Genomic DNA, 24,233 nt, shown 5'->3' with positions numbered 1-24,233 from the left:
CAGATATTACTTCGTACAAAACTTACTTCGGAAGCATAAACTTAGTTTTGTAAGCATTTGCTTACAGATATTACTTCATACAAAACTGCCTTCGAAAGTATAGACCCAAGTTTTGTAGGCATCTGCTTGCAGCTACCTAGAATGGAAGCCTAGTACTGTGCCAGCCGCAGCATTTCTGCTTTCACTTTATCCTTGCTCAGCATGAAGAACTTCTCCATCGGCGGGCTGATCGGCATCGCCGGCACATCCGGCCCGCAGAGGCGGAAAATCGGCGCATCCAGCTCAAACAGGCAGTGTTCAGCGATAATCGCCGCCACTTCACCGCCGATGCCTCCGGTCTTGTTGTCCTCGTGGACAATCAGCACCTTGCCGGTCTGGCGGGCAGCGGCAATAATGGCTTCGCGGTCCAGAGGCTGCAGGGTTCGCAGATCAAGGATATGCGCGGTAATGCCTTCCTCACGCTCCAGCTCTTCCGCAGCCTGCATGGCAAAATGCAGCGGCAGACTGTACCCGATCACGGTAATATCGCTGCCTTCACGCAGCAGGTTGGCTTCACCGATCGGAACCGTGTAATCTCCTTCAGGCACATCTTCCTTAATCAGCTTATAGCACTTTTTGTTCTCGAAGAAAAGGACCGGATCAGGATCACGCACGGCTGCTTTTAGCAGCCCTTTGGCATCATACGCCGAGTACGGGGCTACAATCTTCAGCCCTGGCGTCCCGAAGAAAATGGATTCCGGACACTGTGAATGGTACAGTCCGCCGAAGATCCCTCCGCCAATCGGCGCACGGATAACCACCGGACAGCTCCAGTCATTATTGGAGCGGTAACGGATTTTGGCAGCCTCACTGATGATCTGGTTCGTCGCCGGAAGCATGAAATCGGAATACTGCATTTCGGCAATCGGCTTCATCCCGTACATTGCTGCACCGATAGCCACACCGGCAATCGCGGATTCTGCCAGTGGCGTATCCAGGACGCGTTCATCCCCGAACTGCTCCTGCAGCCCTTTGGTGGTGGTGAAGACCCCGCCCTTAACGCCGACATCCTCGCCGAGCACGAACACCGATTCATCGCGTTCCATTTCTTCTTTCATTGCCAGCCGGATGGCATCGATATATTCCATAATCGCCATGGGTTAGGCTCCTCCCTTGAGGTCTGATTCACTGTAAACATGCAGCAGCGTATCTTCCGGTTTCGGAAACGGTGCATTATCAGCGTATTCAATCGCTGCTTTGAGCTCCAGATTATATTCGGCAGCCAGATCTCGTTCCTGCTCGTCACTCCAGAGTCCAAGTTCAGTCAGATAGGTACGGAAGGCGGCAATGCCGTCTTTTTTCCAGTTGGCATCCACTTCTTCCTTGGTCCGGTAAGCCAGATCATTGTCAGAGGTCGAATGTGGCGACAGGCGGTACATCATCGCTTCAATCAGCGTTGGTCCCTCACCCGCAAGCGCACGTTCCCGTGCTTCCTTCACTACTCGGTATACTTCAAGCGGATCATTACCGTCTACCCGGATCCCCGGGAAGCCATAGCCCTGCGCACGATCGCTAACCTTGCCTCCAAGCTGCTTGTGCGCCGGAATAGATATGGCATACTGATTATTCTGGCAAAAAATAATGACCGGCAGCTTATTCACCCCGGCGAAATTGCAGGCTTCATGGAAATCCCCCTGGTTACTGGAGCCTTCCCCGAAGGTGACAAAAGATACAAATTTCTTCTTCTGCATCTTGGCAGCCAGAGCAAAGCCAACGGCATGCGGCACCTGTGTTGTCACCGGACTTGACCCCGTCACAATCCGCAGGCGTTTACTTCCAAAATGACCCGGCATCTGCCGCCCGCCACTGTTAGGGTCTTCTGCTTTGGCAAATACGGACAACATCAGCTCACGCGTAGTCATACCGACAGTCAGCACAAAAGCATAATCGCGGTAATACGGCAGGAAATAATCGTTTTCACGGTCCAGTGCAAAAGCTGCTGCTACCTGGGCCGCCTCCTGGCCAATGCCGGAGACATGGAAGTTGATCTTACCGGCGCGTTGAAGAAGCAGGCTGCGTTCATCGTATTTCCGCCCGAGCTGCATATATCTGTACATATCGATGACCTGGCCATCACTGAGTCCAAGCGGCTTATGTCTGTTAACAGTCTCTACAGTACCTTGGAATTCCATATGAGGTACCTCCTAAAAGTTTTGTAAGCATATGCCCTGACGATCTCTTCATCCCAAATTCGCACAGGGAAGCATACACGCAAGCCAATCTATGCCCTGATCTTAAAACCAGGTACTAAATCGTACTCCAGTTCATTATAATCCCTTTCCCTGCAAAAAGAAAAGCCACGAAAAGCCGGTTTGGAGCTGTTTTGACGCAAAAGGCGCCTTCAGCTCCATCCGGCATTCCCGTGGGGGCATTCATCGTTCACTAGAATCCGATTGCTCTTCCATCCACTGCGAGCATCGCTTCCCCAATGATCTCGGAAAGCGTCGGATGAGCATGAATCGCTTCCCCGATTTCCCAAGGCGTAGCATCCAGCAGCTGCGCAAGCGCCGCTTCTCCAATCAGATCAGTAACATGGGGACCGATCATCTGCACACCGAGAATATCTCCGCTGGTGCGGTCAGCCACGACTTTGACGAAGCCGTCTTTCATTCCGTAGACAATCGCTTTTCCGATGGCTGAAAACGGGAACTTCCCAGTGACCACATCCGCTCCAAGCGCCTTGGCCTCTTTTTCCGTATAACCGACACTTGCCACCTCAGGACGCGTGTAGACGCAGCGCGGAACCAGATGCGGATGATAAGGATGAAGCGTCTCCCCTGCCAGATGGTTCACTGCACGTATTCCCTCATGACTCGCTGCATGGGCCAGCTGGAGACCCCCGATGCAATCACCGATCGCATAGATATGTGGTTCATTGGTCTGCATGTTGGCGTTAACTTCAATTACACCTTTATCAAAATGGATATCGGTATTCTCCATACCAATGTTCTCAATATTCGCCACTCTGCCTACGGATACCAGCAGCTTCTCTGCCGTCAGGGTCTGGCTCTGTTCACCCTTGCGGGCTTCAATGGTAACTCCTGCTTCCGATACCACACAGGTCTCAGCATCTACAGTTGTCCCGGTCAACACCTTAACGCCGCGTTTCTTCAAGAGCCGCAGCAGTTCATGGGCAACTTCCTCATCTTCTAAAGGCAGCAGTTGGCCTGCCGTTTCAACTACAGTAACCTGTACGCCAAAATCGGCCAGCATCGAAGCCCATTCCACGCCGATGACTCCGCCGCCGACAATGATCATGGAGGCCGGCAGTTCTTCCAGCGTCAGTGCTTCCTCGCTGCTCAGAATGACCTTGCCGTCCGGCTTCAACCCGGGCAGCACGCGGGGGCGCGAACCGGTTGCTATAATGAGATTGCCGGACACCACAGTCTCCATTTCGCCATCCTCCAGCTCCACCGCGACGGCTCCGCTGCGCGGAGAGAATATCGAAGGGCCGATAATGCGCCCTTTTCCCTTCAGTACCTGGATTTTATTTTTGCGCATCAGAAACTGTACGCCCTGGTGCAGCTGCTCGACCACAGCTTCCTTGCGGGCCTGCACCTTCGGGAATACAAGCTGTACTCCCGTAGTCTCGATGCCATAACTCTCACTCTCTTGTATTTCAGCGTATACCTCGGCGCTGCGCAGCAGCGATTTGCTGGGGATGCAGCCGCGGTGCAGACAGGTTCCACCCAGTTTGTCCATTTCAATTACAACCACGGATTTCCCCAGCTGGGCTGCGCGGATCGCCGCCACGTAACCTCCGGTACCTCCGCCAAGAATGGCCACATCACATGAAATCGTCATATATGTATCCTCCAGTCATCACTCGTAAATTCTAAATTAACCTATTACATTGTACTCTCTTTTATCCCTATAACAAAGCTTACAAACGTCATATATACATGGACTTTTACCCAATGAAACGTTATCATATGGGTGAAATGAATGGGATTATGGAAAAGGAGGAACTCATGAAACTGCTCACTACACGCTTCATTGCCATCCTGATTCTGGTTATTCCCGGCCTCCTCGCGATGAAAGGCTTCCTGATGATGAAAGATGATATATTCAACTATATTTCTATGCATGGCGACGATCAAGCCACTCCTGTTTTTGCCTGGCTGCACTTCGGCGGCGGCCTCCTGCTCTTCCTGGCCGGAATGAGCTTTCTCGGGGGCTGGATTCTCACCCGTGACCGGAAGCGTAACTACGTGGGACCCCGTTTCAGGGAGAAGCAAAAGGCTCAGCAGTCCTCTTCACCGGATGCCTCCCGTTAAGAGATAATAATCTCTGCTGAGTCTATCTTAATAGCTTCCCATATAAACAGCAAAGGCAGCTCCGATGAATGTCGGGCCTGCCTTTTTTTTAGGTTCTAGCCTGTCGCCGAATCCGATGATCCCCGCACCAGCTGGCTGTATAGTCCACCCTCTTGGAGCAAATCGGTATGTGACCCCTGCTGAAGCAGCCGTCCACCCTGAAGCACCAGAATACGGTCAGCCGCACGGATCGTACCCAGACGGTGGGCAATTACGAAGCTGGTCCGCCCTTTCATTAACGCCTGCAGCCCTTCCTGAATCTTAATCTCCGTTACAGTGTCGATGCTGCTTGTCGCTTCATCCAGCACCAGCATGGACGGATCGGCAAGAATTGCGCGGGCTATAGCCAGCAGCTGCTTTTGACCCTGGCTGATACCTGAGCCGTCTACGGACAACATCCGCTCGTAACCGCCTTTCATCCGCATAATAAAAGAATGCGCATTAGCCAGCTTCGCGGCTTCCTCCACTTCCTCGTCACTGGCATCCAGCCTGCCGTACCGAATATTGTCCCGTATCGTTCCCTTGAACAAGAAAGAATCCTGAAGTACAAAGGCCATATGGCTTCGCAGACTCTCACGGCGGATAGAAGACAGGTCCCTGCCGTCCAGCGTAATACTCCCTTTATCTGGATCATAGAAGCGGGACAGCAGGCCGATCAACGTGGTCTTACCTGCCCCGGTTGGTCCCACTAGAGCAATCATCTCACCAGGCTTGGCCTCAAAGCTGATATCCTGCAGAGTGTCTGCGCCGTCATCATACGAGAAAGACACTCCGGAGAATTTCACTGCCCCCTCCACGTGATCCAGCGTTACCGCTGCCCCTTCATCCTTGGCTTCGGCGCCTTCATCCAGCACCTCGAATACCCGCTCCGCACCAGCAATCGCCGACAGCAGGGTGTTCCACTGGTTCGCAAGATCATTCAGCGGCCGCGTGAATTGGCGTGTATATTCCACGAACGCGATTATGACACCTACGGTAACCAAATCCCGGATGGCCAGCAGACCGCCTACACCAGCCACAATGGCAAAGCTCAGATTGTTCAGGCCGTTCATGAGCTTTGGAATGAAGCCTGAAATGGCCTGAGCCCAGTAGCCTGATAGCATGATCCGCGTATTTCGTTCACGGAAACCCGCAATCACCCGTACCTCCTGCGAAAAAGCCTTGATGATTCTTTGTCCGGACAGCGTCTCTTCAATATATCCGTTAAGCTCGCCCATATTGCGCTGGCGTTCCTTGAACAGCGGACCTGTCCGCCTAGTAATCCAGCGCATGCCGAGGATCATTAGCGGCACAACGATGAAGGTTAGTAATGTTAACAGCGGACTTAGCCATAGCATCACACCCACCGTACCCAGTAAAGTCAGCACACTTGAGAAAATCTGAATGGCCGAGCTGTTCAGCGTGGAGCTGATATTCTCAATATCATTGGTCAGACGGCTCATGATTTCACCCTGCTGCCTGCGGTTGAAGAATGGAATCGGCAACCGGTGCAGGTGCGCGAACAAATCGGTGCGCATACGGAGTACTGTCTCCTGGGCAATCTCGATCATCCAGATGTTCTGCAGCCAGGAGGTCAAGGAATTCAGCACATATACTGCGGCAAGCGTGACCAGGAAGATGCTCCAGGTTCTGCCCCCGTCACCCTCCAGATAGTGATCCACCGCTCTGCTGATCAGATAAGGTCCGAGCAGGGCAAGACCGGAGCTTAGAAACACCATAACCAGTACAAGTGCCAGTTTGGCCTTGCGTTTCGCCAGATAACTCCAGATTCTCCGGAGCGTGGCTGACCAGTTCTTGGCTTTCGCCTTGGGTCTGCGTCCTCCCGGCGATCCGAAACTTGCCGCATCACCAAGTCCGACATTCAGCTTCGGGTGGCGAAAAGGCTCAAGTAATGCTTTGAACATGCTGCGCCCCCTCCCTGTCTTGAGATTCATTGATTTTCCGGTACAGATCTGAACCCGACATCAGCTCATCATGTGTTCCCTGCGCAATTAATCTGCCTTCATCCAGCAGCAATATAAGGTCAGCAGATACGGTCGAGCTGATCTTTTGCGTGATGAGAAAAGTTGTACAGGACATGTTCTTCAGCTCTGTCAGCAGCCGGCCTTCAGTAACAGCATCCAGCGCGCTGGTGCTGTCATCCAGAATCAGAACCGCCGGCTTTCTCACCAGCGCTCTGGCAATCGTCAACCGCTGCTTCTGCCCGCCGGAGAGATTGACACCCCGCTGCCCGAGCATGGTCTCATACCCGTTCGGCAATTCTTTTACCGTATCATGGATCTGCGCGGCTGCAGCAGCCTGTTCAATCTCCTGCTCGGTAGCATCCGGGTTGCCCCAGATAATATTCTCCCTCACCGATCCGGTAAACAGCAGGACCTCCTGGGGAACATAACCGATGGCTCCGCGCAGTCTGGAGATATCCATCTCAGAGCTTGCCGTTCCATCGATCATGATGACACCACTGTCCTGATCGTACAGACGGGGAATCAGACCTACCAGAGAAGATTTGCCGGAGCCGGTTGCTCCCATAATCGCGACCCGTTCTCCCGGCTGCACCGTGAACGAAACATCCTCCAGGACTGCAATGTCACTCTCCGGATAGCGGAAGCTAACATGCCGGAACTCGACTTTGCCCTGAATAGGTGCAGTCTTATTTGTTGTTTCCACCACAGTATCCTTAACTTCCAGGTGATCTGCCGACATAACCTCCTGAATCCGCTGTGAAGAAGCCTTAGCCCGGGAAAAGGTTGCCATAATCCAGGACAGCGCTGACAAAGCTCCAATGGTACGCAGAGAATAATTAATTACGGCCACAGTCTGTCCCAGAGTTGCGTCACCGGCCGAAATCTCAATACGTCCGAACCAGAGCACCAGCATAATACCCGTATTCACAATCAGCATAATAAGGGGAGCCGAGGTCTCCGTCAGACGAAGCGCAGCTACAGTGGATTCCATCAGTTCCCTGCTGTAAGCGGCAAAACGGTTAGTCTCATGACCCATGCGCACGAACACCCGAATCAGCCGGATGCCGGTAAGGTTCTCCTGAATTACACTGTTGACCCCGTCCAGCCGGGTCTGCACACCGCGGAACAATGCCGAGGCCCTTTTCATCACCCAGACCAGGAAGACAATGAGTACCGGAAGGGTTACCGCCAGGAGCAGCCCCAGTCTCACATGCACGACCAATGCCATCACCACACTGCCCACGACAACGAGTGGTACGCGGGTCATGAACCGGAGTCCCATGAAGATCGTATCCTGCAGCTGTGACACATCTGCCGTAAGACGCGTGATCAGTGAGGACGTGGGAAAACGGCTGAACACAGCATAGGCGAAGGACTGAACCTTCTCATATAACTTATCCCGCAGGTCAAAGGCAAACCCCTGACTGGCATGAGACGCAAAAAAAGAGCTGAGCACACCCGCAATAAACGCCAACACAGCGCTTACCACCAGTACACCGCCCCATAACCAGACAATCCGGTTGTCCTGTTCCCTGATTCCGTCATCAATAATTTTGGCAATCAGCAAAGGCTGGGACAGCTCCACTGCCAGCTCGATCACCATCATCACAAGTGCGGCGATGGCAGCTACCCTGTATTTGTTAAGATAATCGAAAATGATCTTCATCAGCGTTACCCCATTTTGTCTATTCGTAGAGCGCTTCACGCAGGCGGGTGGACATCGATGAGGATTGTCCCTTAAGAATCACCCGGCGCAACGCCTTGTTGCTTCGGTTCAATTCCGCAAGCTCGTCCAGCATCTCCGTCAGCAAGCTTAACGTTTCCGATGCCAGCTCCCCTTTTTCTTGCAGAGCAGCTATCTTCTCTTTGTAACCTTCCATTTTGTCTGTCAACTGTAAGCCTTCTTTCTGTAAACGTTCTTCTGAATAAATACACATAACCGCGATTATTATAACATTCTTTAACCATTACCCGAAATGATTTCACTGGCTTCCTTTACTGAGAATATGCTACTCTAATAAAGTCGCATTTTTAAGATGATGATTCATTAGGTTGATTAACGAAAGGATAGATGGACGTGGCACAGTTGTTTTTCAAGTATGGAGCTATGAACAGCGGCAAATCCATTGAGATTCTCAAGGTTGCGCATAATTACGAGGAGCAGGGCAAGTCGGTGCTTATCTTCACTCCATCCCTTGACGACCGGGACGAAGTCGGGTATATCTCTTCCCGCATCGGTCTGCGCAAGCAAGCTATCCCTATAGATGAGAATACGGATATATACAACATTGTCAGCAGCAATTTACCCAAACCCCATTGTGTGCTGATCGACGAATGCCAGTTTCTGACCAAGGACTGTATCCTCCAGCTGGTGAGGATTGTCGACGAGCTGAACATACCGGTCATGGCTTTCGGACTTAAAAATGATTTCCAGAACAATCTGTTCGAAGGCAGCAAATATATGCTGATCTATGCAGACAAGATCGAAGAGATGAAAACGATCTGCTGGTTCTGCGAGCGCAAAGCCACGATGGCCCTGCGAGTAGAGAACGGCAAGCCTGTATACAGCGGCAAGCAAATTCAGATCGGCGGCAATGAAGCCTACTACCCGGTATGCCGTAAATGCCACAAGAATCCACCGCTCTAAAAATGCAATTAAAAGCACACATTCTCTGGCAATTGCAGATAGTGTGTGCTTTTAATATGGATAGCGAAACTTTCCATTAATGTATCGCCTGCGCTGCACGGTACTCATCTTCCTTGCGCACATAGAGTTCATGCTGAACAGAAACATTGCCGCCAGAAAAGGCGCGCTGACCGGGAGCCTGAGTACCTCCGTTGATTTTGGAGCGATGGGGTATGCCTGCTGCACTCAGGCCTCCTTTGGCTCTAAAATATTGAGCCTGATCAAAAGTCGTGTACACCAGTGTGCGTTCACTTGGAATGAAGAAATGCAATATGCCTTTGAACAAGCCCACTCGCAGCTTCCTCCTTTTCTTAAGTTCCCTCCATTTCTGCCATGACTCTTACTTCAAATAACGCTCCTTCAGAACATTCAGATGATGAAGTTCATGCCCAATAATCACACAAGCGATGGCCCGGACTGAAATAGGAGCATTGCTGGCGGTTCCGATCCGGGTCCAGGCTTCCTCAGGGAGGCTTTGAAAGAGGGCAAGGGTAGACATACGAACCAGCTTGTAGTGCTGAATCATCTCACTTAGCGTGAAGCGGTCAAATGCTCCTGCCGCCGCATAATCATTCTCCTCATACCCTGGAAGCGGAGCCTTTTCTCCTCTGGCAATAGCCAGCATACGGTAGGACATAATGCGGTCGTTGTCGGTAAGATGACCTAACAGCTGCTTTACGCTCCATTTCCCCTCTGCATAGCGGTAGTTCCCCTGCTCCTCGCTAAGCCCTTCCAGCAGTTCAAAGATCCGATCGGATTGTTCTCTCAGAAGAGCCGCAAGTTCCCCTTCAGGAGGCACCAATGCAATGTAACGGGCCGGGAATTCACTATACTCATTGGCTTCAGGACGCTGGTTCATAATTTAACCCCTCTCTCATGAAGAAATATTTACCGGTAAGTGTTAAATGCTGTTGTTGTATTTTAGTCCATTATGTATAATATTTGCAAGAATAGAAGTTGAGTAAACCTGATCTTCGGGAGTGTAAGCATGCTGGAATTTTTGCTGTATATTGTTTTTTCGGTACTCGAAAGCTCCGCTTTATTTTACCTTGGTTTCAAGATTTTCAAGATCGATCTTTATCCCAAAGAAATCATATTCGCAGGATTGATCATGGCCTTCTTCTCCTATTTCATCCGGGTCAATAATGGATTCGCAGAATTAGATGTCTTAACGCAATATGTACTTGTTTTTTGCTTTTTCTGGTTATTATTTCGTATTCATGTTTTTTATTCAGCAATTATGACCGGCATGTCATACCTATTGTACATGTTATTTCAATCCACCTTTTATTTATTATTGAATTCCACTCCTATTTTTAGCCTTCACTTATTCGGGATTTCTATAGGGATATACTTCTTGCAGTTGATTTCTGCGCTGTCGGCTTTCGCTTTTGGTTTTTATATCGGCAAAAAAAGAAAGGGCTTCGATTTTATTCCTGACAAGCCCGATGAGAAAATCATTATTGGCATTCATGAAAAAATACTATTTTCACTAAGCTTCCCTTCTATAATCGTGGTATTGCTAATGATATATTTCTTTGAGAGTTATTCCCGATTTTTTATTGTTGTCCCCTTATTTTTTGTAGTGCTGCTGTTCGGTTATCTCAACTTCTCAATAAAAAAGAACCGCGGTGAAGAATTTTGAACAGCCTGGCCCTAAAGATATCTGCCGCCATCAAACGTGCCAATCCAGAAGAAACCTCTTCTCTTGAAGTTATGCAATATGCATTGAACATTATTCTGAATACGCTTTTCACGTTCTTGGCTGCGATGTTAATTGGTTTGTTCTTCAATAATGTACTGGCAACTATTATTTTCTACATAAGTTTTTCCTTGCTACGCATCTGCTCTGGCGGTTTTCACTTAAAAACAGCCTGGGCCTGCAATATTACTACGGCTTTGTTATGCTCACTCACTCCGCTGATGAATCCGGTGGGACAAGCCCTTTGGATCCTTAACGTTGTAAGCGTAGTAATAATGCTTGTGTTTGCACCCAATCCGGATAAAAACGCCCAGATTCCCCTTCGCTGGTTTCCGGCATTAAAGTTAATTTCTGTTGGACTTGTAAGTGTGAATTTTCTAATTGGTTCGTCTGTCATCGGATTGGCATTTATCGTCCAGTCCTTAACAGTAATCCCTTGGAAAAGGAGGTTATGAGATGAAAGCATCGATGGCCAAACAGGCTTCTGCAGCGCTTGAAGCTTCTGCCCGTTTCTTTGCATCGGTTATGAAAATTGGATTACACAGTCCAGAAGCGCCCAAAGAATTGCGGAAGTAATTGACAAGGATGGGGAGAACATGCGGGTCTTGTTAAACGACGGGTCCTCCCGGGATATCCAGGAAGAAGATATATTGTATTTCTCCAGCTATAAGAATACAATATTCGTCCATACGAAAGAAGGCGAGTTTGTTCTCCCTACCACACTTTCTGATCTTTTAGCTGCCTATAAAGGCAATGGTTTTGAGCGACTTGACCGCAGCAATGTAGTTAGTCTTAATCATATTCAAAGTTACGATTCAGAACGTAAGATTGTTACGTTTGAAGAGGGAGAACAATTCGCCACAGTATCAGAACCAAATGAAACAAGGCTCAAACGACTTTTAGCATCACGAAAAGAACCCTCTGAATCATAACGTCACATCAAAAAAGCCATCCCGACAACCTTCGGTTTCGAGATGGTTTTTTGAACATCGCTAAAAAATAATTATTATCCCACACGACGCTTCAATTGTAAAGACCAATTCACAGGGCGAATGACAGGAGACGGGTTACCTTCCAAATGGTACCATTTAAATAGATTCGCAGTATTTTCACAATCTACAAAATAACCGATGGAGGAATCTAATGGATTATTATTTTCATCCTTCTCCGCGCCCCTCATCCCTGGAGCTATTGTCTGACGAACAATTGTTGAACATCTACGAATTGGCAGTGGAGGCTAAAGCTTCGCCCGATTTCATCGAGATTATTGAAACCGTTCTGACCGGGAGAAACATGGGTGACTTTGACCGTTCCGAAGATTGACCGTTACTATTTTCAGCATTCCTACATATATTTTAAGTCCACATGTCTTTGAACAGCTACCCAACAGCAAAGAAGCCAGCTCACTTTATCCGTGGGGCTGGCTTCTTTGCTATATTCAGTTACAAACAACTACTCGACAAACTCCGTTTTGAAGACATTCTCCAGCTTGCCGCCCAATCTTTTTTTCAGGGGAACCTTAATATCCCGGCCCAGCTCCTTGAAAAATGTATCTACATCACACTTCACATTCTGAGCCATGGCTATAACCGTTCCGTCACTAACAATATTCTGGTTCACATCAAGAGGCACATCAACTTCAATGTCGTATTTCTTGGACAATGTTTTGATATATCGGGCAAAGATCTCAAGTAGCTCTTCATTGTTGAAATTCTCAATCGCGGCTTTACCCTTGCTGGTAAATTTCATAGTAACTCTCATTAGGATTTCCCCTTTTCTGTCATACCATTTTTAGTTGTTTGCTATATGGTTCAAGATGAATAGATGGCTGCAAGAAAGGGCAACATTATTCATTATTGAAAACGGAGGTGGCAGCTGTCATTTGAAGGCTCCGTTAACCTGCTGCACTTTAAACTGGGTAAATTGCTTAAGATCTTGAATAACCTGATCCTGCTCGTCTTCCTTCAGCTCGTAGATACATTCCCTGAGCCACTCTCCGAACATGTATGCCTGCCTGCCTTTACGCGGCTGCTTACGCAAGGAGTCCAGACTGCCCTCAAACTTATCGTTCAGTACATCATTAAGATTATATTTCTCAATTTTTTCTATTACCATTCCTGCCCCATATTCCGTTTCATAAACGATTACCTCGTTCGAATCAAACGATACATAAGAGGTTTCTTTGCCTTCCTTCGCCCGAAATTCCTTCAGCTTGTTAAAAGCTGTCTCATAAATATAGTCCTGCGACTGATTATGCTGCGGTTGCTTATATCCCTGCTTGAGTGTCTTGATATATTCAAGGTCAGGCATATAATCTGCGAGATGGTACATCCGGTTCTTGAGATCTGCTCCAAGCGCCTCAATAATCTTATCCAGATTATCTTTTAGCGGAATACTCTCGCCCCGTTCAATCTTGCTGAGCTGGGAGTAGCTGATGCCGCTCTTCTCCTCCAGCCCTCTTAAGGTCAGCCCACGTGTTTTTCTGAAGTGCCGGATGAAGTTCCCCAGCTCATCGGGATAGTTATCGAAATCGTTCATAGGAGTCACCTCTGCCTCTATCATAACACAACATAACACTTTGTGTTTCATTATAACAATTAATACCGTAAAATGTTTGACTGCGTTCACTAATTATTGGTATGATAATTGCCGATGCGGAATGCAATACATAAAAATGGTAATAAGTTTAAAGTTGAATATGTAAAATTCAATATATGACATTAATTAATAAATTCTCCCTCTATTTCAACAAAATATGATAGAATATTCCTAGGTGGAAATACCTATATTATATTTACTGGGGGAGTACAAGATGTCCAGTTCAAATCTAGAAAAAGCACAACCCAATGCTTCAGGACAAACCAAGTTTTGTCTACACTGCGGAGAGAAAATTAACGTTCAAGCTGTGGTGTGTAACAAGTGTGGACTACAGGTCGAAGAGTTGAAAGGAGCTGCCTCTCAGCCCCAAATCGTTATCAACAACTCTAATATGAACACAAATATCAATAACAATGCAGGTCTTGGAAGACCAAAAAGCAAGTGGATTGCTGTCCTGCTCTGCTTCTTCTTGGGAGTCTTCGGCGTACATAGATTCTATGAAGGAAAAATCGGCACAGGTATTCTGTACTTCTTCACCGGCGGATTATTAGGAGTAGGTACGCTGGTTGACTTCATCATTCTTTTATTCAAGTCAGATCCTTATTACGTTTAAGCAAAAGTACAAAAAGTCCCGGCTCACAGAGCCGGGACTTTTTGGTGTGTACTATAAATCGACTTATTTCATTGTGCCATCACAACCATAACTAACTTTCCACCTTACTCTTGTCGATATATCTTTCAGATGGTAAAAAATTCATTTAATTAGGAGGGAATTTCATGTCTTCTATCTCATCAATCTCATCGAACTCGACCCATAAGTCAACCTCAGCTAATCCAGCCACAACCTCTCTCAAAGATAAAGAGATCCAAAATTTACTGGATAGAAAATCTAAATTAAATGAAGAGATTCAAGCAGTGAAAACTAATGATAAATTAAACTTTGAACTAAAGCAGGAACGTATCCAGTCCTTAAATTCATCGATACAGGATATTGATGCGCAAATTACTCAAATAAAAGCTGAACAAATGCAAGAAAAAAAAGACCGAAACCAACAAGATCAAGCGGAGACTAAGAAACCCGAACCGGACATAACTGGCTTATCCATGGATGTATTAAAAAATAGTATGACTTACGATAAGTTGGGTATGCTTGTTGGGATTAACAAGCGTCTAGAGGGTTCAATTGCTACCCTCAAAATCGAAGCAAAACTAAACGGATCAAGACATTCCGCCGGTTCAACCGATGATTCCGGGAAACAGATCCAGGATATTAAGTCTAAAATAAAAGCCATTGATTATAAAATTGGTGATTTACTTGGAGATATGAATAATAAAAATGAATATAATGTGCAAAATAATTCTTCCGAAGACACATCCGATTCCAGAGAGGAGCCGTCCCTGTCAATAGAAAGCGAAACACCTCCCACTCTTTTGTCAATTGATATTCGGGTATAGTAACAATTTTCCTCACCTAGATATATACATATAAAAAAACCGTTAGGGTATGAGATATTTCATCTCGATACCCTAACGGTTTTTTTACTTTTTCACTCCTCCTTACCCTTTCAAGACACCTTATGCTCAATCCGCAGCTTGTCGGCTACCATGGCAATAAATTCCGAGTTAGTGGGCTTGGATTTGGAGATATTAATGGTATAGCCGAACAGGTGGGAGATGCTGTCGATGTTGCCGCGGGTCCAAGCGACTTCGATGGCGTGACGGATGGCGCGCTCTACACGGGATGGCGTTGTCTTGAATTTCTCGGCTATAGCCGGGTATAGGGTCTTGGTGATGGCACCCAGGATCTCGATATTGTTATATACCATGGTAATGGCTTCACGAAGGTATTGATAACCCTTGATATGCGCAGGAACGCCAATTTCATGAATGATCGACGTAATATTAGCATCCAGATTCTTGCCTTTGGAGAGCGGAACCACGTTGTTTCCTCTGGAGCCGGAGTAATTGGACATGCTGGATGAAGAACTCATGCTTCCCTGTGTACCAACGAGTTGACGCACACGGTTGGCAAGAACCTCCATATCAAATGGCTTTAGAATATAATAAGAGGCGCCAAGCTGTACAGCACGCTGAGTGATGTTCTCCTGACCGAAGGCGGTCAGCATAATGATCTTGGGTTCAGGCTTCAGATCCAAGTCGCGCAGTCGCTCCAGAACACCTAATCCATCCAGATGAGGCATGATGATATCTAGAATAAGGACATCGGGAATTTTGCGTGCTTCGCTCAGCATTTGAAGTACTTCTTCCCCATTATAGGCGATGCCCGTCACGGTCATATCTTCTTGTTCCGTAATGTACTCAGCAAGCAAATTCGTAAACTCCCTGTTGTCATCGGCCAACAACACTTCAATGTTCTGCACTGGCTACTTCCTCCTTATTTATATCTGCTATTCGAAAATAATATTTATCTTCGCTCCTTACAGTTTCGACATGCCGATTCAATATCCTTCTGTCGAAAATTATTTTTCTTTATTTTTTTTCAGTGTTGGATTATAATTGAATATTTATTTCACGATTCGATCTTGTTCGTTAGCCTTCGACAAAAAAATCTTAAGGCTAAACCGCCTTAAGATTATAGGGAAAGGTATGTTCTTGTTGAACTACGCCGGAATCCTGAAGCATCCATTCGATAAAACAGCCATACCCTGATTTGGGATCATTAACGAATACATGGGTTACTGCACCAACTAAACGTCCATTCTGAACAATCGGACTGCCGCTCATACCTTGGACAATACCACCGGTCTTATCGATCAGACGGGGGTCGGTTATACGAAGCACCATTCCTTTGGTTGCTGGAGAATCCTGACGGGATACATGAATAATCTCTACGTTAAATCGTTCCACCTGCTGTCCATCCACAACCGTCAGTATTTGCGCCGGCCCTTCCTTCACCTCATCACTCATTGCCACCGGAATGGGTTCCTCATAAAGGCTGTGCTCCGGATTGCGGGTCATTTTACCGAAGATTCCGAAATCCGTGTTACTCTCCACATTCCCGAGGACCTGACTTTCTTTGAGAAAATGGGCCCGTTTCTCCCCAGGATCGCCATCCTGGCTTTTGGAAATTGAGGTCACACTGGATTGCACAATGTGCCCGCTGCCAACAACGATAGGGGTTCCGGTATTCATGTCGGTTATAACATGGCCCAGTGCACCATACACACCCTGCTCCGGTGCATAAAAGGTTAAGGTTCCTACACCCGCCGCAGAATCGCGGATATAGAGTCCCAGACGCCAAACCTTATCATTGCGGTCATATGCCGGTGTGAGCTTGGCTGTATGCTCTTTGCCGGCACGTTTGTAGATAACGGTAAGGGGTTGATGGGTTATACCTGCATGCTCCACCAGCTTGGAAACCTTGGACACCTCATCCAGCTTCACCCCATTGATGGAGATCATCAGATCTCCGGGCAGTAAGCCGCTGTTCTCTCCAGGGGATAGCTTGGTCTTCTGTGACACTTCGATCAAATGATGTCCGACAACAAGTACGCCTGCAGACTTCACTTTTACACCAATCGTCTGCCCCCCGGGGATCACCTTAAGATCACGGGTTTCCCCCTGAACGGTCTTATCAGGCGGGTTATCCAGCTCTGCGGCATAGCTCTGATGCGGTCCCGTTATGCCTGATAAGCTGAGAAAGAAGGCAAATAAAAGGCCGGGCATTAATTTCCTGAGGTTCGGCTTCAATGGCTGTCACGCTCCCTTTTGCTTCTTTCGCTTGACGAAAAAGGTGGTCGCCAATTGCGTACCTATAAGATAACCTTGCCCCCAGGCTTTTATTACTGTCAATCATTGTCCCGCTTACCCTGCAGCAGCCTTGCTGGCCTCTGCCAGACCGAGCATTTCCTGTGCGTGGTGTAAGGTTTTTTCGGTAATTTCCACACCGCCCAGCATTCGGGCCAGCTCCATAACCCGGCCCTCCAAAGGCAGCGACTCCACTTCGGTCATGGTGCGCCCGTCTTCAACTTTTTTGCGGATAAGGTACTGGTGATCTGCCATGCAAGCCACCTGAGGCAGATGGGTAATGGAGAACACCTGACAGGTAGACGAGAGCTTGTACAGCTTGTCTGCAATGGACTGGGCTGCCCGGCCGCTTACACCGGTGTCCACTTCGTCAAAAATGAGTACAGGGATCGCATCATGCCGGGCAAAAATACTCTTCATCGCCAGCATAATCCGCGACAGCTCCCCACCGGAAGCGATTTTGCCCAGCGGTCGAAGCGGTTCACCGGGATTCGGTGAGATCATGAACTCTGCACTGTCGATCCCTTGCCGGGTCAGCCGGTAGCGGCGCTCCTGGTATTCTACTCCGCGCGGGTCCTCCATGATGTCAAGCTTAACCTGAAGCGAGGTTCGTTCCATCTGAAGGTCTTTCAGTTCACTTTCCACCTGGATTGCCAGATCAGACGCACACTGACGGCGTGCATCACTAAGTGCTTCAGCCGCTTCCATTAGCGTGCTCAGGAGACCGTTACGCTTCACCGTGAGCTTTTCAATATATTCGTCCTTATTCTCCAGCAAATCGGTCTCCCGGCTAATTTGTTCATAATAAGCCAGAATCTGCTCCACGCTGTCTCCGTATTTACGCCGAAGTCCGGAAATCTGATCCAACCGGTTCTCAATATCCTCTAGCCGTGCAGGGTTGAACTCAATTTCATCGCGGTAATCCCGCAGCTGAAAGGCTGCATCCTCCAGCTGATAATAAGAGGATTGAAGCTGTTCCAGCACAGCTTTGAGACCCTTCTCATCGTATTTCACTGCATCCTCCAGCCGTGAAATCACATTGCTGATCGATTCCAGCCCCTGCCGGTCATACAGCAGCTCGTATGCGCCGGATACGGAATCCATCATTTTCTCGCTGTGGGATAGTTTGACCCTTTCTTCGGCAAGTAATTCATCTTCCCCGGGTTTTAGTCCTGCAGAAGAAATTTCCTCCAGCTGAAAACGGTACAAGTCCAGCATTTGATAAGCCTTCTGGCTGGTTTCCTGCAGCTCACGGAGTTCTTTTTCCACCTTGGCAAATGCGGTATATTTCTCTTGATAGTCGGCCTTAAGCGGCCCGATAACAGCTTCTCCGTAAGTATCCAGCAGGCCCAGATGGCGCTCTGCCTTCAGCAGATTCTGATGCTCATGCTGTCCGTGAATATTAACCAGCTGTTCGCCGATTTCCCGCAGCATGCTGAGATTTACCATTTGCCCGTTAACACGCGAGGTGCTCTTACCCTGTGAGGTAATCTCACGGCGGATAATCAGGTGCTCCTCCGGGTCTGCCGTGATGCCAAGACGCTCCAGTGTCTCCCATACCGGATGGGATACAGGCAGACTGAAGAGCGCTTCCATCTCAGCCTTATCCGTGCCGTAACGGATGGAATCTGCGGAGCCGCGGCCTCCGACTACAAGCCCTAAAGCATCGATAATAATGGATTTCCCTGCCCCAGTCTCCCCTGTCAGCACGTGAAAACCCGGATAAAAATGAACATCCACCGCTTCAACAACGGCAAGATTACGGATCGATAATGTATCTAACACGAATACAGCACCTCCGAAAAGATGATTGCTACATCTATTTTCTAGGATATATATCCCATGATTTGTGAAATAACTTCCTTGCTGTTCTCCGGCTGGCGGCAGATAATCAGGATCGTATCGTCTCCGGAAATAGTGCCCATAATCTGCGGCCAGTCAATATTATCAATCAGGGCAGCGACTGAGTTAGCCGTACCCGGAAGACATTTCATCACCACAAGGTTGGCGGAGGAATCAATATTCACAAAATTGTCTACTAGCACGCGCTTCAGCTTCTGTGTCGGATTGTAACGCTGATCCGTAGGCAGGGAGTATTTGTATCTGCCGTCGTCCATAGGAACTTTTATCAGCAAAAGCTCCTTGATATCCCGCGACACCGTAGCCTGGGTAACCTGAAAACCGGCTTCGCGCAAGGCTTCCACCAAATCATCCTGCGTCTCAATTTCCTGTTGTGTAATGATTTCTCGTATCTTAATGTGCCTGTGACCCTTCATTGTTGCCTCCTGTATGGTTAAGTTAACTTTCTAAGTGGATTCACCATCGTCTCTGCCAAGCCTAATCTCATGGATCAGGGAAGCGGTGGTGTTGACATACAGTACTCCGCTGCAGTCCGGATAAATCAGCAGATACGGCAAAAGCGAATCCCGGAGGCTGCTTCCTGTAAAGTCGAGTGTCTTGCGCGGACGGGAGAGGATTACCAAATAGTAGGAGTCCTCTTCTTTGCTCACAACATAATCAATGAACAACCTGCTATACATGGAAGCCCCGTCCACTGAAAAAGACAGTGGAATCTTCAGTTTGCCTCCAATTACTTCGTAGCCAGCGGCTTCCAGTAAATCCAAAGAGGGATGAGGCAAAATATCTTTGTTAAGCGGCAGCCTGTCCTTAATGAACGAACGTGGAGAGCTTTGCAGCCATATGTAAATCCGGTAAATGATAAATATTGCGACCGTTAGTCCAATTAGCACCATTACGGCTTTATCAGAACCCGCCAATTTCATCACCTCGGAGATTAATTCGCGTGAAACCTGCGAAAATCCTGCTTCCACTGAAGAAATCCCGGCTGAACATATGGGTGTCCTGATTGATTCTAGAGGAAATATAAGGCTAGACTACCTTATTCCCCGGGATTTTGCAAAAAGACTTTAATACAGTCAAAAAGAAACTCATCACTTAGATGAGTTTCCAGATTTACTGACTTTGAATATTGCTGCAGCTTCCTTAACCACGGTCTCGGCTAGTGCTGCGAAGTTGAGCGGCTGTAATTGATCAGGAGACTGTTCATCGCCAGGTTCAACTACTTCAGGCAAGAGCTTCCAGTGCGCCAAGAACTCGATATTCCCTTCACCACCGGTAATAGGTGAGAAGGTTAAGCCCTCCAGCCGGTATCCTAATTCAGCAGCCATTCCCAGAACGTTCATGAGCACTTCCTGATGGACAGCCGGTTCCCGGACCACACCGGATTTGCCCACCTTTTCCCGTCCCGCTTCGAACTGAGGTTTGATTAATGCAACAATATCTGCTGGTCGTTCAAGAAGGGCCTTTAACGGCGGTAATATAATCTTCAATGAAATAAAGGATACGTCTATACTTGCAAAGTCGGGGACAGGTCCCTTCAGGTCAGTTGGGGTCATATAACGGAAATTGGTCTGCTCCATCACACTTACCCGATCATCACTCCGCAGGCTCCAGTCCAGTTGGTTAGAACCCACATCAATGGCATAGACATGGCTCGCACCGTTCTGGAGGGCGCAATCCGTGAAACCTCCTGTAGAAGAGCCAATATCAAGCATGATACGCCCGTTCAGGTCAATCCCAAACTGCCGCAGTGCCTTCTCAAGCTTCAGTCCGCCGCGGCTGACGTAAGGGTGAACAGCACCTTTCACCCTCAGGGTAGCACTGCGAAGCACCTTCATCCCGGCCTTCTCAATCCGTTCCTCATTCGCGAGCACGAGCCCCGCCATGATCGCAGCCTTGGCCTTTTCCCGGCTCTCATAAAAACCTTGTTCCACTAACAGTACATCAATTCGTTCCTTAGGGTGTTCCATGGTCATCTCCCGATTGTTCTTAGGCTTACCGCTTCCACTGTCCTGTTCAGGAGGTAGAGGTCGTCTTATAGGCAAATGCGCTAGATGCCTTCATCGCTTTGATCCGGCTAACTACCGCTTCGACAGTCAATCCGGTCTGCTGGCGCTGTTCTTTGATGGATCCATGCTCTACAAAGATATCCGGCACACCCATCAAATGAACCCGGGCATCATAAATTTCATGCTCTGCGTAATATTCAAGCACCGCACTGCCCAGACTCCCCGCCTGACTGGCTTCTTCCAGCACGATCATGCCTGTTCCCGCATGGGCCAGGTCCAGCAGCATAGAGCTGTCGAGCGGCTTCAGGAAGCGGGCATTGACAACACTGAGCTGAATACCTTCACGCTTCAGTTGCTCTGCCGCTTCCTCAGCGACCTGAACCATCGGTCCGCAGGCAAGCACAGCATAGTCATCACCTGGACGCAGCCGCTCCCAAGAGCCGATTGGAAGGACCTGCAGCTCTGCATCGAGTTCCACACCCGTGCCGTCAATACGCGGATACCGGTAAGCAATCGGACCGTCATTATATTCAAGCGCGGTCTTCATCATATGGCGCAGCTCATTCTCGTCTTTGGGCATCATCAACACCATATTCGGAATATGGCGCATAAAGGCGACATCATATACCCCCTGATGGGTCTCACCATCAGCACCAACAAAGCCTGCACGGTCAATGGCGAACATGACATTGGCGTTGTGGCGGCAGATATCATGTACAATCTGATCATAAGCCCGCTGCATAAAGGTAGAATACACCGCATAGACCGGCTTCATTCCCTCCATCGCTAAGGCTGCACATAAGGTTGCCGCATGCTGCTCGGCAATACCTACATCAATCATCCGGTCGGGAAATTCCTTGGCGAACGGGAACAATCCCGAGCCGCCAGGCATAGCCGGAGTCACTGCGATTAGCCGATTGTCCTCACGGCCAAGCTCGATTAGTGTCTGGCCAAACACTTCGGTATACATAGGATTTCCTACAGCCTTCAGGGACTGGCCGGACTCGATTTTATAAGGAGAAATAGCATGTGATTTATAGAAATCGGTTTCAGCTGGCTTGTATCCTTTGCCTTTGGTAGTCAGAACATGCACCAATACAGGACCGGATACATTATCCGCCTGATGGAAAGTTTCAATCAGCTTCTCCATGTCATGTCCGTCGATAGGCCCCAGGTAGGTGAACCCGAGCTCCTCGAACAGCACGCCGGGAACCATCATATATTTAAGGCTGTCCTTCACATTCTGAGCTGTCTTGGCCAGTCTTCCGCCGATCGCTGGAATCTTCTTCAGAAGTCCTTCGACCTCATCCTTTGCACGCAGGTAATGACGGTCCGAACGGATCTTGCTCAAATAGTTGTGCATCGCACCCACATTCGGCGCAATAGACATCTCGTTGTCATTCAGGATAACCATCAGCTTGCGGCGCTCATGGCCGATATGATTCAGCGCTTCAAACGCCATCCCGCCCGTCAGTGCCCCGTCTCCGATTACGGCGATAACCTTGTTGTCCTCGCCTTTCAGGTCACGGGCCATGGCCATTCCCATTGCCGCAGACAGGGAAGTGCTACTATGCCCGGCTTCCCAGACATCATGCTCACTCTCTGAACGCTTCACAAAGCCGCACAGTCCGTCTTTTTTGCGCAGCGTGTCAAAACGGTCCTGGCGGCCGGTCAGTATCTTGTGGACATATGCCTGGTGTCCTACGTCGTATATCATTTTGTCCCGGGGACTATCATAACAGTAGTGCAGGGCCAGCGTGAGCTCCACTACCCCCAGATTGGAGCCGAGGTGCCCGCCGGTTACAGTGAGCTTCTCGATCAGAAACCGGCGGATTTCCTCCGCAAGGGTAGCCAGCTCCTCGACTGACAAAGATTTAAGTTGCTGAGGATCATTTATTTGTGGAAGCAGCACGAGTATTCCCCGCTTTCCTAGATGTTGTAAAATATATATAAACCCCATTATAACACAAACGAAACGGCTGTCGAAATACAGCCGTTCCGGTATGAATGCTAGTGGTCGCGCTTCATAAGGTATTCCGCGATATCCAGGAGGCGCGTATGGTCCTGAAAGCAGCCTTCCAGCACAGCAGTGCGGGCCGCCTCTGTCAGTCGCTGCACCTCTTCGCGTGAAGCGTCCAGCCCGATAAAGTAAGGATAAGTCACCTTTTGCTGCTTAACGTCGCTGCCCGTTTTTTTGCCCAGCTTGCTTTCGTCGCCAACCAGATCGAGAATATCATCCTGAATCTGGAAAGCAAGTCCGATATGTGTCCCGAAATCACGCAGCGCCTCTAACTGTCTGCTGTCAGCCCCCGCAATACGCCCGCCTGCCACAAGGGAGAATATGATTAGATCCCCTGTCTTATGCTGGTGGATGTACTGAAGCTGCTTCAGATCGGTAAGCCCTTGTTCACCTTCCATATCAGCAATCTGTCCTCCAACCATCCCCCGGGGACCGGCCATTTCTGCCAGATCCTCTATAACGGAAAGGACATTGTCCGCTGATACACCATGCTTCCGTGAAGCCTGGACGATGCTGAAAAAGGCATGTGTCAGCAGCGCATCTCCGGCAAGAATAGCCGTTGCCTCCCCATAAACCTTATGGTTCGTCAGTTTACCGCGCCGGTAATCATCATTATCCATTGCGGGCAGATCATCGTGGATCAGGGAGTAGGTATGCACCATCTCGATAGCAGCCGCTACCGGAAGAGCCGCTTCACGGCTGCCTCCCAGCGCCTCACAAGCGGCGACCACCAGCAATGGACGGAGACGTTTGCCACCGGCTTGCAGTGAATAATTCATCGCATCCTTCAGACTGCCGGGTACGTTCCATTCAGCAGGCAAAGATGCTTCCAGCTCCCTCACAACCAATCCGCTGATCTCGGCGATATATTCGTTCAGAGGCTGACGCTCCTGATTCCCAACAGCCATAGACTCCTGCTTGGGCTCAAAGCGATTCATCGCCTTCACCTTCCAGACGGGCACCGAATGGTTTCTTGCGGAGCTCGCCGTCCATTTCGGTGATCATTTCAATCTTGCGCTCCACCTGCTCCAGCTTGCTGCCGCACAGCTGTGAGAGCTTCATTCCCTGCTGGAACAAATCGATCGCCTTTTCAAGGGGAACGTCACCGTGCTCCAGCTCACGCACGATTTCTTCCAGCTGCTCCATGGCTCCTTCAAAATTAAGTTCAGCTTCCTTCGCCATTCGTTATGCCATCCTCCTTTCCTGACACTGAGATAAGAACCTTCATGGGGCAAAAAGCACTGCTAGACCATCCCTGCTACCAGCTCCAT

The 24,233-nt window shown here is 48.8% G+C and carries 28 protein-coding genes; 9 read left to right on the top strand and 19 right to left on the bottom strand.

Annotation, left to right across the window (positions count from 1 at the left end; translation table 11 throughout):
• Positions 1–149 precede the first annotated feature (149 nt).
• The 3 genes from AC0MA3_RS25985 to lpdA all read right to left on the bottom strand — a co-directional run bounded on the left by AC0MA3_RS25985 (position 150) and on the right by lpdA (position 3,843).
• Entirely contained in the window at positions 150–1,136 is a 987-nt protein-coding gene (locus AC0MA3_RS25985; RefSeq protein ID WP_379162041.1) for an alpha-ketoacid dehydrogenase subunit beta, read from the bottom strand.
• A gap of 3 nt (positions 1,137–1,139) precedes the next feature.
• Positions 1,140–2,171: a thiamine pyrophosphate-dependent dehydrogenase E1 component subunit alpha gene (locus AC0MA3_RS25980; RefSeq protein WP_474658278.1), complete on the bottom strand. Its 1,032-nt coding sequence runs from the start codon at positions 2,169–2,171 to the stop codon at positions 1,140–1,142.
• 250 nt (positions 2,172–2,421) lie between these two features.
• On the bottom strand, positions 2,422–3,843 hold the full coding sequence (gene lpdA, locus AC0MA3_RS25975) for a dihydrolipoyl dehydrogenase (protein WP_379162035.1): 1,422 nt from the start codon (positions 3,841–3,843) through the stop codon (positions 2,422–2,424).
• A 167-nt stretch (positions 3,844–4,010) separates the two neighbouring features.
• Between lpdA and AC0MA3_RS25970 the strand changes: the two genes are divergently transcribed.
• Complete coding sequence (locus tag AC0MA3_RS25970; protein ID WP_379162032.1) at positions 4,011–4,316, top strand: DUF2627 domain-containing protein; 306 nt, start codon at positions 4,011–4,013, stop codon at positions 4,314–4,316.
• A 95-nt stretch (positions 4,317–4,411) separates the two neighbouring features.
• Here AC0MA3_RS25970 and AC0MA3_RS25965 read toward each other — a convergent pair whose 3' ends face one another.
• The 3 genes from AC0MA3_RS25965 to AC0MA3_RS25955 are packed head-to-tail and all read right to left on the bottom strand — an operon-like array spanning position 4,412 to position 8,211.
• On the bottom strand, positions 4,412–6,259 hold the full coding sequence (locus AC0MA3_RS25965; protein WP_474658277.1) for an ABC transporter ATP-binding protein: 1,848 nt from the start codon (positions 6,257–6,259) through the stop codon (positions 4,412–4,414).
• Positions 6,240–7,985, bottom strand: a complete 1,746-nt coding sequence (locus AC0MA3_RS25960) for an ABC transporter ATP-binding protein (RefSeq protein ID WP_474658276.1) — start codon at positions 7,983–7,985, stop codon at positions 6,240–6,242. Before AC0MA3_RS25960 ends, AC0MA3_RS25965 begins: the two co-directional genes overlap by 20 nt.
• Positions 7,986–8,004: 19 nt before the next feature.
• A complete protein-coding gene (locus AC0MA3_RS25955; protein ID WP_474658275.1) occupies positions 8,005–8,211 on the bottom strand; it encodes a hypothetical protein in 207 nt (68 codons plus the stop codon).
• A 185-nt stretch (positions 8,212–8,396) separates the two neighbouring features.
• Between AC0MA3_RS25955 and AC0MA3_RS25950 the strand changes: the two genes are divergently transcribed.
• Positions 8,397–8,966, top strand: coding sequence for a thymidine kinase (locus AC0MA3_RS25950; protein WP_379162020.1), 570 nt, complete (start codon positions 8,397–8,399; stop codon positions 8,964–8,966).
• Between the two features lie 76 nt (positions 8,967–9,042).
• Here the strand turns inward: AC0MA3_RS25950 and AC0MA3_RS25945 are convergent, their stop codons facing one another.
• Positions 9,043–9,297: a hypothetical protein gene (locus tag AC0MA3_RS25945; protein ID WP_474658274.1), complete on the bottom strand. Its 255-nt coding sequence runs from the start codon at positions 9,295–9,297 to the stop codon at positions 9,043–9,045.
• Between the two features lie 48 nt (positions 9,298–9,345).
• Entirely contained in the window at positions 9,346–9,864 is a 519-nt protein-coding gene (locus AC0MA3_RS25940; RefSeq protein WP_474658273.1) for a DinB family protein, read from the bottom strand.
• 129 nt (positions 9,865–9,993) lie between these two features.
• On the opposite strand from AC0MA3_RS25940, the gene AC0MA3_RS25935 reads away from it, so the two are divergent.
• The 5 genes from AC0MA3_RS25935 (at position 9,994) to AC0MA3_RS25915 (ending at position 12,030) form a co-directional block, all read left to right on the top strand.
• Positions 9,994–10,650: a hypothetical protein gene (locus AC0MA3_RS25935; protein WP_379162011.1), complete on the top strand. Its 657-nt coding sequence runs from the start codon at positions 9,994–9,996 to the stop codon at positions 10,648–10,650.
• On the top strand, positions 10,647–11,162 hold the full coding sequence (locus AC0MA3_RS25930) for an accessory gene regulator ArgB-like protein (protein ID WP_474658272.1): 516 nt from the start codon (positions 10,647–10,649) through the stop codon (positions 11,160–11,162). Before AC0MA3_RS25935 ends, AC0MA3_RS25930 begins: the two co-directional genes overlap by 4 nt.
• Before the next feature lies 1 nt (position 11,163).
• The gene (locus AC0MA3_RS25925) at positions 11,164–11,283 is read left to right on the top strand and encodes a cyclic lactone autoinducer peptide (RefSeq protein ID WP_379162005.1); all 120 of its coding nucleotides are present in this window, start codon (positions 11,164–11,166) and stop codon (positions 11,281–11,283) included.
• A 20-nt stretch (positions 11,284–11,303) separates the two neighbouring features.
• Complete coding sequence (locus AC0MA3_RS25920) at positions 11,304–11,639, top strand: LytTR family DNA-binding domain-containing protein (protein WP_474658271.1); 336 nt, start codon at positions 11,304–11,306, stop codon at positions 11,637–11,639.
• Positions 11,640–11,850: 211 nt separating this feature from the next.
• Complete coding sequence (locus AC0MA3_RS25915) at positions 11,851–12,030, top strand: sporulation histidine kinase inhibitor Sda (RefSeq protein WP_440833442.1); 180 nt, start codon at positions 11,851–11,853, stop codon at positions 12,028–12,030.
• Positions 12,031–12,159: 129 nt separating this feature from the next.
• Here AC0MA3_RS25915 and AC0MA3_RS25910 read toward each other — a convergent pair whose 3' ends face one another.
• Both AC0MA3_RS25910 and AC0MA3_RS25905 read right to left on the bottom strand, forming a co-directional pair.
• Positions 12,160–12,468 (bottom strand): hypothetical protein, encoded by a 309-nt coding sequence (locus AC0MA3_RS25910; protein ID WP_379161996.1) that lies wholly within the window; start codon positions 12,466–12,468, stop codon positions 12,160–12,162.
• Positions 12,469–12,585: 117 nt separating this feature from the next.
• A complete protein-coding gene (locus tag AC0MA3_RS25905) occupies positions 12,586–13,245 on the bottom strand; it encodes a helix-turn-helix domain-containing protein (RefSeq protein WP_379161993.1) in 660 nt (219 codons plus the stop codon).
• A 274-nt stretch (positions 13,246–13,519) separates the two neighbouring features.
• Between AC0MA3_RS25905 and AC0MA3_RS25900 the strand changes: the two genes are divergently transcribed.
• Together AC0MA3_RS25900 and AC0MA3_RS25895 are read left to right on the top strand one after the other, a co-directional pair.
• A complete protein-coding gene (locus AC0MA3_RS25900; RefSeq protein WP_379161990.1) occupies positions 13,520–13,918 on the top strand; it encodes a TM2 domain-containing protein in 399 nt (132 codons plus the stop codon).
• A 164-nt stretch (positions 13,919–14,082) separates the two neighbouring features.
• A complete protein-coding gene (locus AC0MA3_RS25895; protein WP_474658270.1) occupies positions 14,083–14,760 on the top strand; it encodes a FlxA-like family protein in 678 nt (225 codons plus the stop codon).
• A gap of 110 nt (positions 14,761–14,870) precedes the next feature.
• On the opposite strand, the gene spo0A is transcribed toward AC0MA3_RS25895, so the two are convergent.
• From spo0A to xseB, 9 genes are all read right to left on the bottom strand, one after another.
• The gene (gene spo0A / locus AC0MA3_RS25890; RefSeq protein WP_379161985.1) at positions 14,871–15,686 is read right to left on the bottom strand and encodes a sporulation transcription factor Spo0A; all 816 of its coding nucleotides are present in this window, start codon (positions 15,684–15,686) and stop codon (positions 14,871–14,873) included.
• A 196-nt stretch (positions 15,687–15,882) separates the two neighbouring features.
• Positions 15,883–17,016 carry a SpoIVB peptidase gene (gene spoIVB / locus AC0MA3_RS25885; protein WP_474658269.1) on the bottom strand — a complete coding sequence of 378 codons (1,134 nt, stop codon included), beginning with the start codon at positions 17,014–17,016 and terminating at the stop codon, positions 15,883–15,885.
• A 114-nt stretch (positions 17,017–17,130) separates the two neighbouring features.
• Positions 17,131–18,858: a DNA repair protein RecN gene (recN, locus tag AC0MA3_RS25880; protein ID WP_379161979.1), complete on the bottom strand. Its 1,728-nt coding sequence runs from the start codon at positions 18,856–18,858 to the stop codon at positions 17,131–17,133.
• 41 nt (positions 18,859–18,899) lie between these two features.
• Positions 18,900–19,349 carry a transcriptional regulator AhrC/ArgR gene (ahrC, locus tag AC0MA3_RS25875; RefSeq protein ID WP_379161976.1) on the bottom strand — a complete coding sequence of 150 codons (450 nt, stop codon included), beginning with the start codon at positions 19,347–19,349 and terminating at the stop codon, positions 18,900–18,902.
• A gap of 30 nt (positions 19,350–19,379) precedes the next feature.
• Positions 19,380–19,904 (bottom strand): hypothetical protein, encoded by a 525-nt coding sequence (locus tag AC0MA3_RS25870; protein WP_379161972.1) that lies wholly within the window; start codon positions 19,902–19,904, stop codon positions 19,380–19,382.
• 120 nt (positions 19,905–20,024) lie between these two features.
• Entirely contained in the window at positions 20,025–20,903 is an 879-nt protein-coding gene (locus AC0MA3_RS25865; protein ID WP_379161969.1) for a TlyA family RNA methyltransferase, read from the bottom strand.
• A gap of 46 nt (positions 20,904–20,949) precedes the next feature.
• Positions 20,950–22,854 carry a 1-deoxy-D-xylulose-5-phosphate synthase gene (gene dxs, locus AC0MA3_RS25860; protein WP_474658268.1) on the bottom strand — a complete coding sequence of 635 codons (1,905 nt, stop codon included), beginning with the start codon at positions 22,852–22,854 and terminating at the stop codon, positions 20,950–20,952.
• Between the two features lie 98 nt (positions 22,855–22,952).
• Complete coding sequence (locus AC0MA3_RS25855) at positions 22,953–23,900, bottom strand: polyprenyl synthetase family protein (protein ID WP_474658267.1); 948 nt, start codon at positions 23,898–23,900, stop codon at positions 22,953–22,955.
• The gene (xseB, locus tag AC0MA3_RS25850; RefSeq protein ID WP_379161960.1) at positions 23,887–24,144 is read right to left on the bottom strand and encodes an exodeoxyribonuclease VII small subunit; all 258 of its coding nucleotides are present in this window, start codon (positions 24,142–24,144) and stop codon (positions 23,887–23,889) included. Before xseB ends, AC0MA3_RS25855 begins: the two co-directional genes overlap by 14 nt.
• Between the last annotated feature and the right edge of the window lie 89 nt (positions 24,145–24,233).

It is taken from the genome of Paenibacillus sp. LS-5, assembly GCF_056121505.1.
Note: the sequence above shows the minus strand (reverse complement) of the source record. Positions and strands in the feature narration are given on the sequence as shown.

Coding starts and splice junctions, on each gene's coding strand:
- ahrC (WP_379161976.1), bottom strand. CDS start 19,349: ATGAAGGGTCACAGGCACATTAAGATACGAGAAATCATTACACAACAG.
- AC0MA3_RS25935 (WP_379162011.1), top strand. CDS start 9,994: ATGCTGGAATTTTTGCTGTATATTGTTTTTTCGGTACTCGAAAGCTCC.
- AC0MA3_RS25905 (WP_379161993.1), bottom strand. CDS start 13,245: ATGAACGATTTCGATAACTATCCCGATGAGCTGGGGAACTTCATCCGG.
- AC0MA3_RS25915 (WP_440833442.1), top strand. CDS start 11,851: ATGGATTATTATTTTCATCCTTCTCCGCGCCCCTCATCCCTGGAGCTA.
- AC0MA3_RS25925 (WP_379162005.1), top strand. CDS start 11,164: ATGAAAGCATCGATGGCCAAACAGGCTTCTGCAGCGCTTGAAGCTTCT.
- AC0MA3_RS25985 (WP_379162041.1), bottom strand. CDS start 1,136: ATGGCGATTATGGAATATATCGATGCCATCCGGCTGGCAATGAAAGAA.
- AC0MA3_RS25900 (WP_379161990.1), top strand. CDS start 13,520: ATGTCCAGTTCAAATCTAGAAAAAGCACAACCCAATGCTTCAGGACAA.
- AC0MA3_RS25965 (WP_474658277.1), bottom strand. CDS start 6,259: ATGTTCAAAGCATTACTTGAGCCTTTTCGCCACCCGAAGCTGAATGTC.
- lpdA (WP_379162035.1), bottom strand. CDS start 3,843: ATGACGATTTCATGTGATGTGGCCATTCTTGGCGGAGGTACCGGAGGT.
- AC0MA3_RS25960 (WP_474658276.1), bottom strand. CDS start 7,985: ATGAAGATCATTTTCGATTATCTTAACAAATACAGGGTAGCTGCCATC.
- AC0MA3_RS25865 (WP_379161969.1), bottom strand. CDS start 20,903: ATGGAACACCCTAAGGAACGAATTGATGTACTGTTAGTGGAACAAGGT.
- xseB (WP_379161960.1), bottom strand. CDS start 24,144: ATGGCGAAGGAAGCTGAACTTAATTTTGAAGGAGCCATGGAGCAGCTG.
- AC0MA3_RS25970 (WP_379162032.1), top strand. CDS start 4,011: ATGAAACTGCTCACTACACGCTTCATTGCCATCCTGATTCTGGTTATT.
- AC0MA3_RS25920 (WP_474658271.1), top strand. CDS start 11,304: ATGCGGGTCTTGTTAAACGACGGGTCCTCCCGGGATATCCAGGAAGAA.
- AC0MA3_RS25895 (WP_474658270.1), top strand. CDS start 14,083: ATGTCTTCTATCTCATCAATCTCATCGAACTCGACCCATAAGTCAACC.
- AC0MA3_RS25910 (WP_379161996.1), bottom strand. CDS start 12,468: ATGAGAGTTACTATGAAATTTACCAGCAAGGGTAAAGCCGCGATTGAG.
- AC0MA3_RS25980 (WP_474658278.1), bottom strand. CDS start 2,171: ATGGAATTCCAAGGTACTGTAGAGACTGTTAACAGACATAAGCCGCTT.
- AC0MA3_RS25940 (WP_474658273.1), bottom strand. CDS start 9,864: ATGAACCAGCGTCCTGAAGCCAATGAGTATAGTGAATTCCCGGCCCGT.
- AC0MA3_RS25855 (WP_474658267.1), bottom strand. CDS start 23,900: ATGAATCGCTTTGAGCCCAAGCAGGAGTCTATGGCTGTTGGGAATCAG.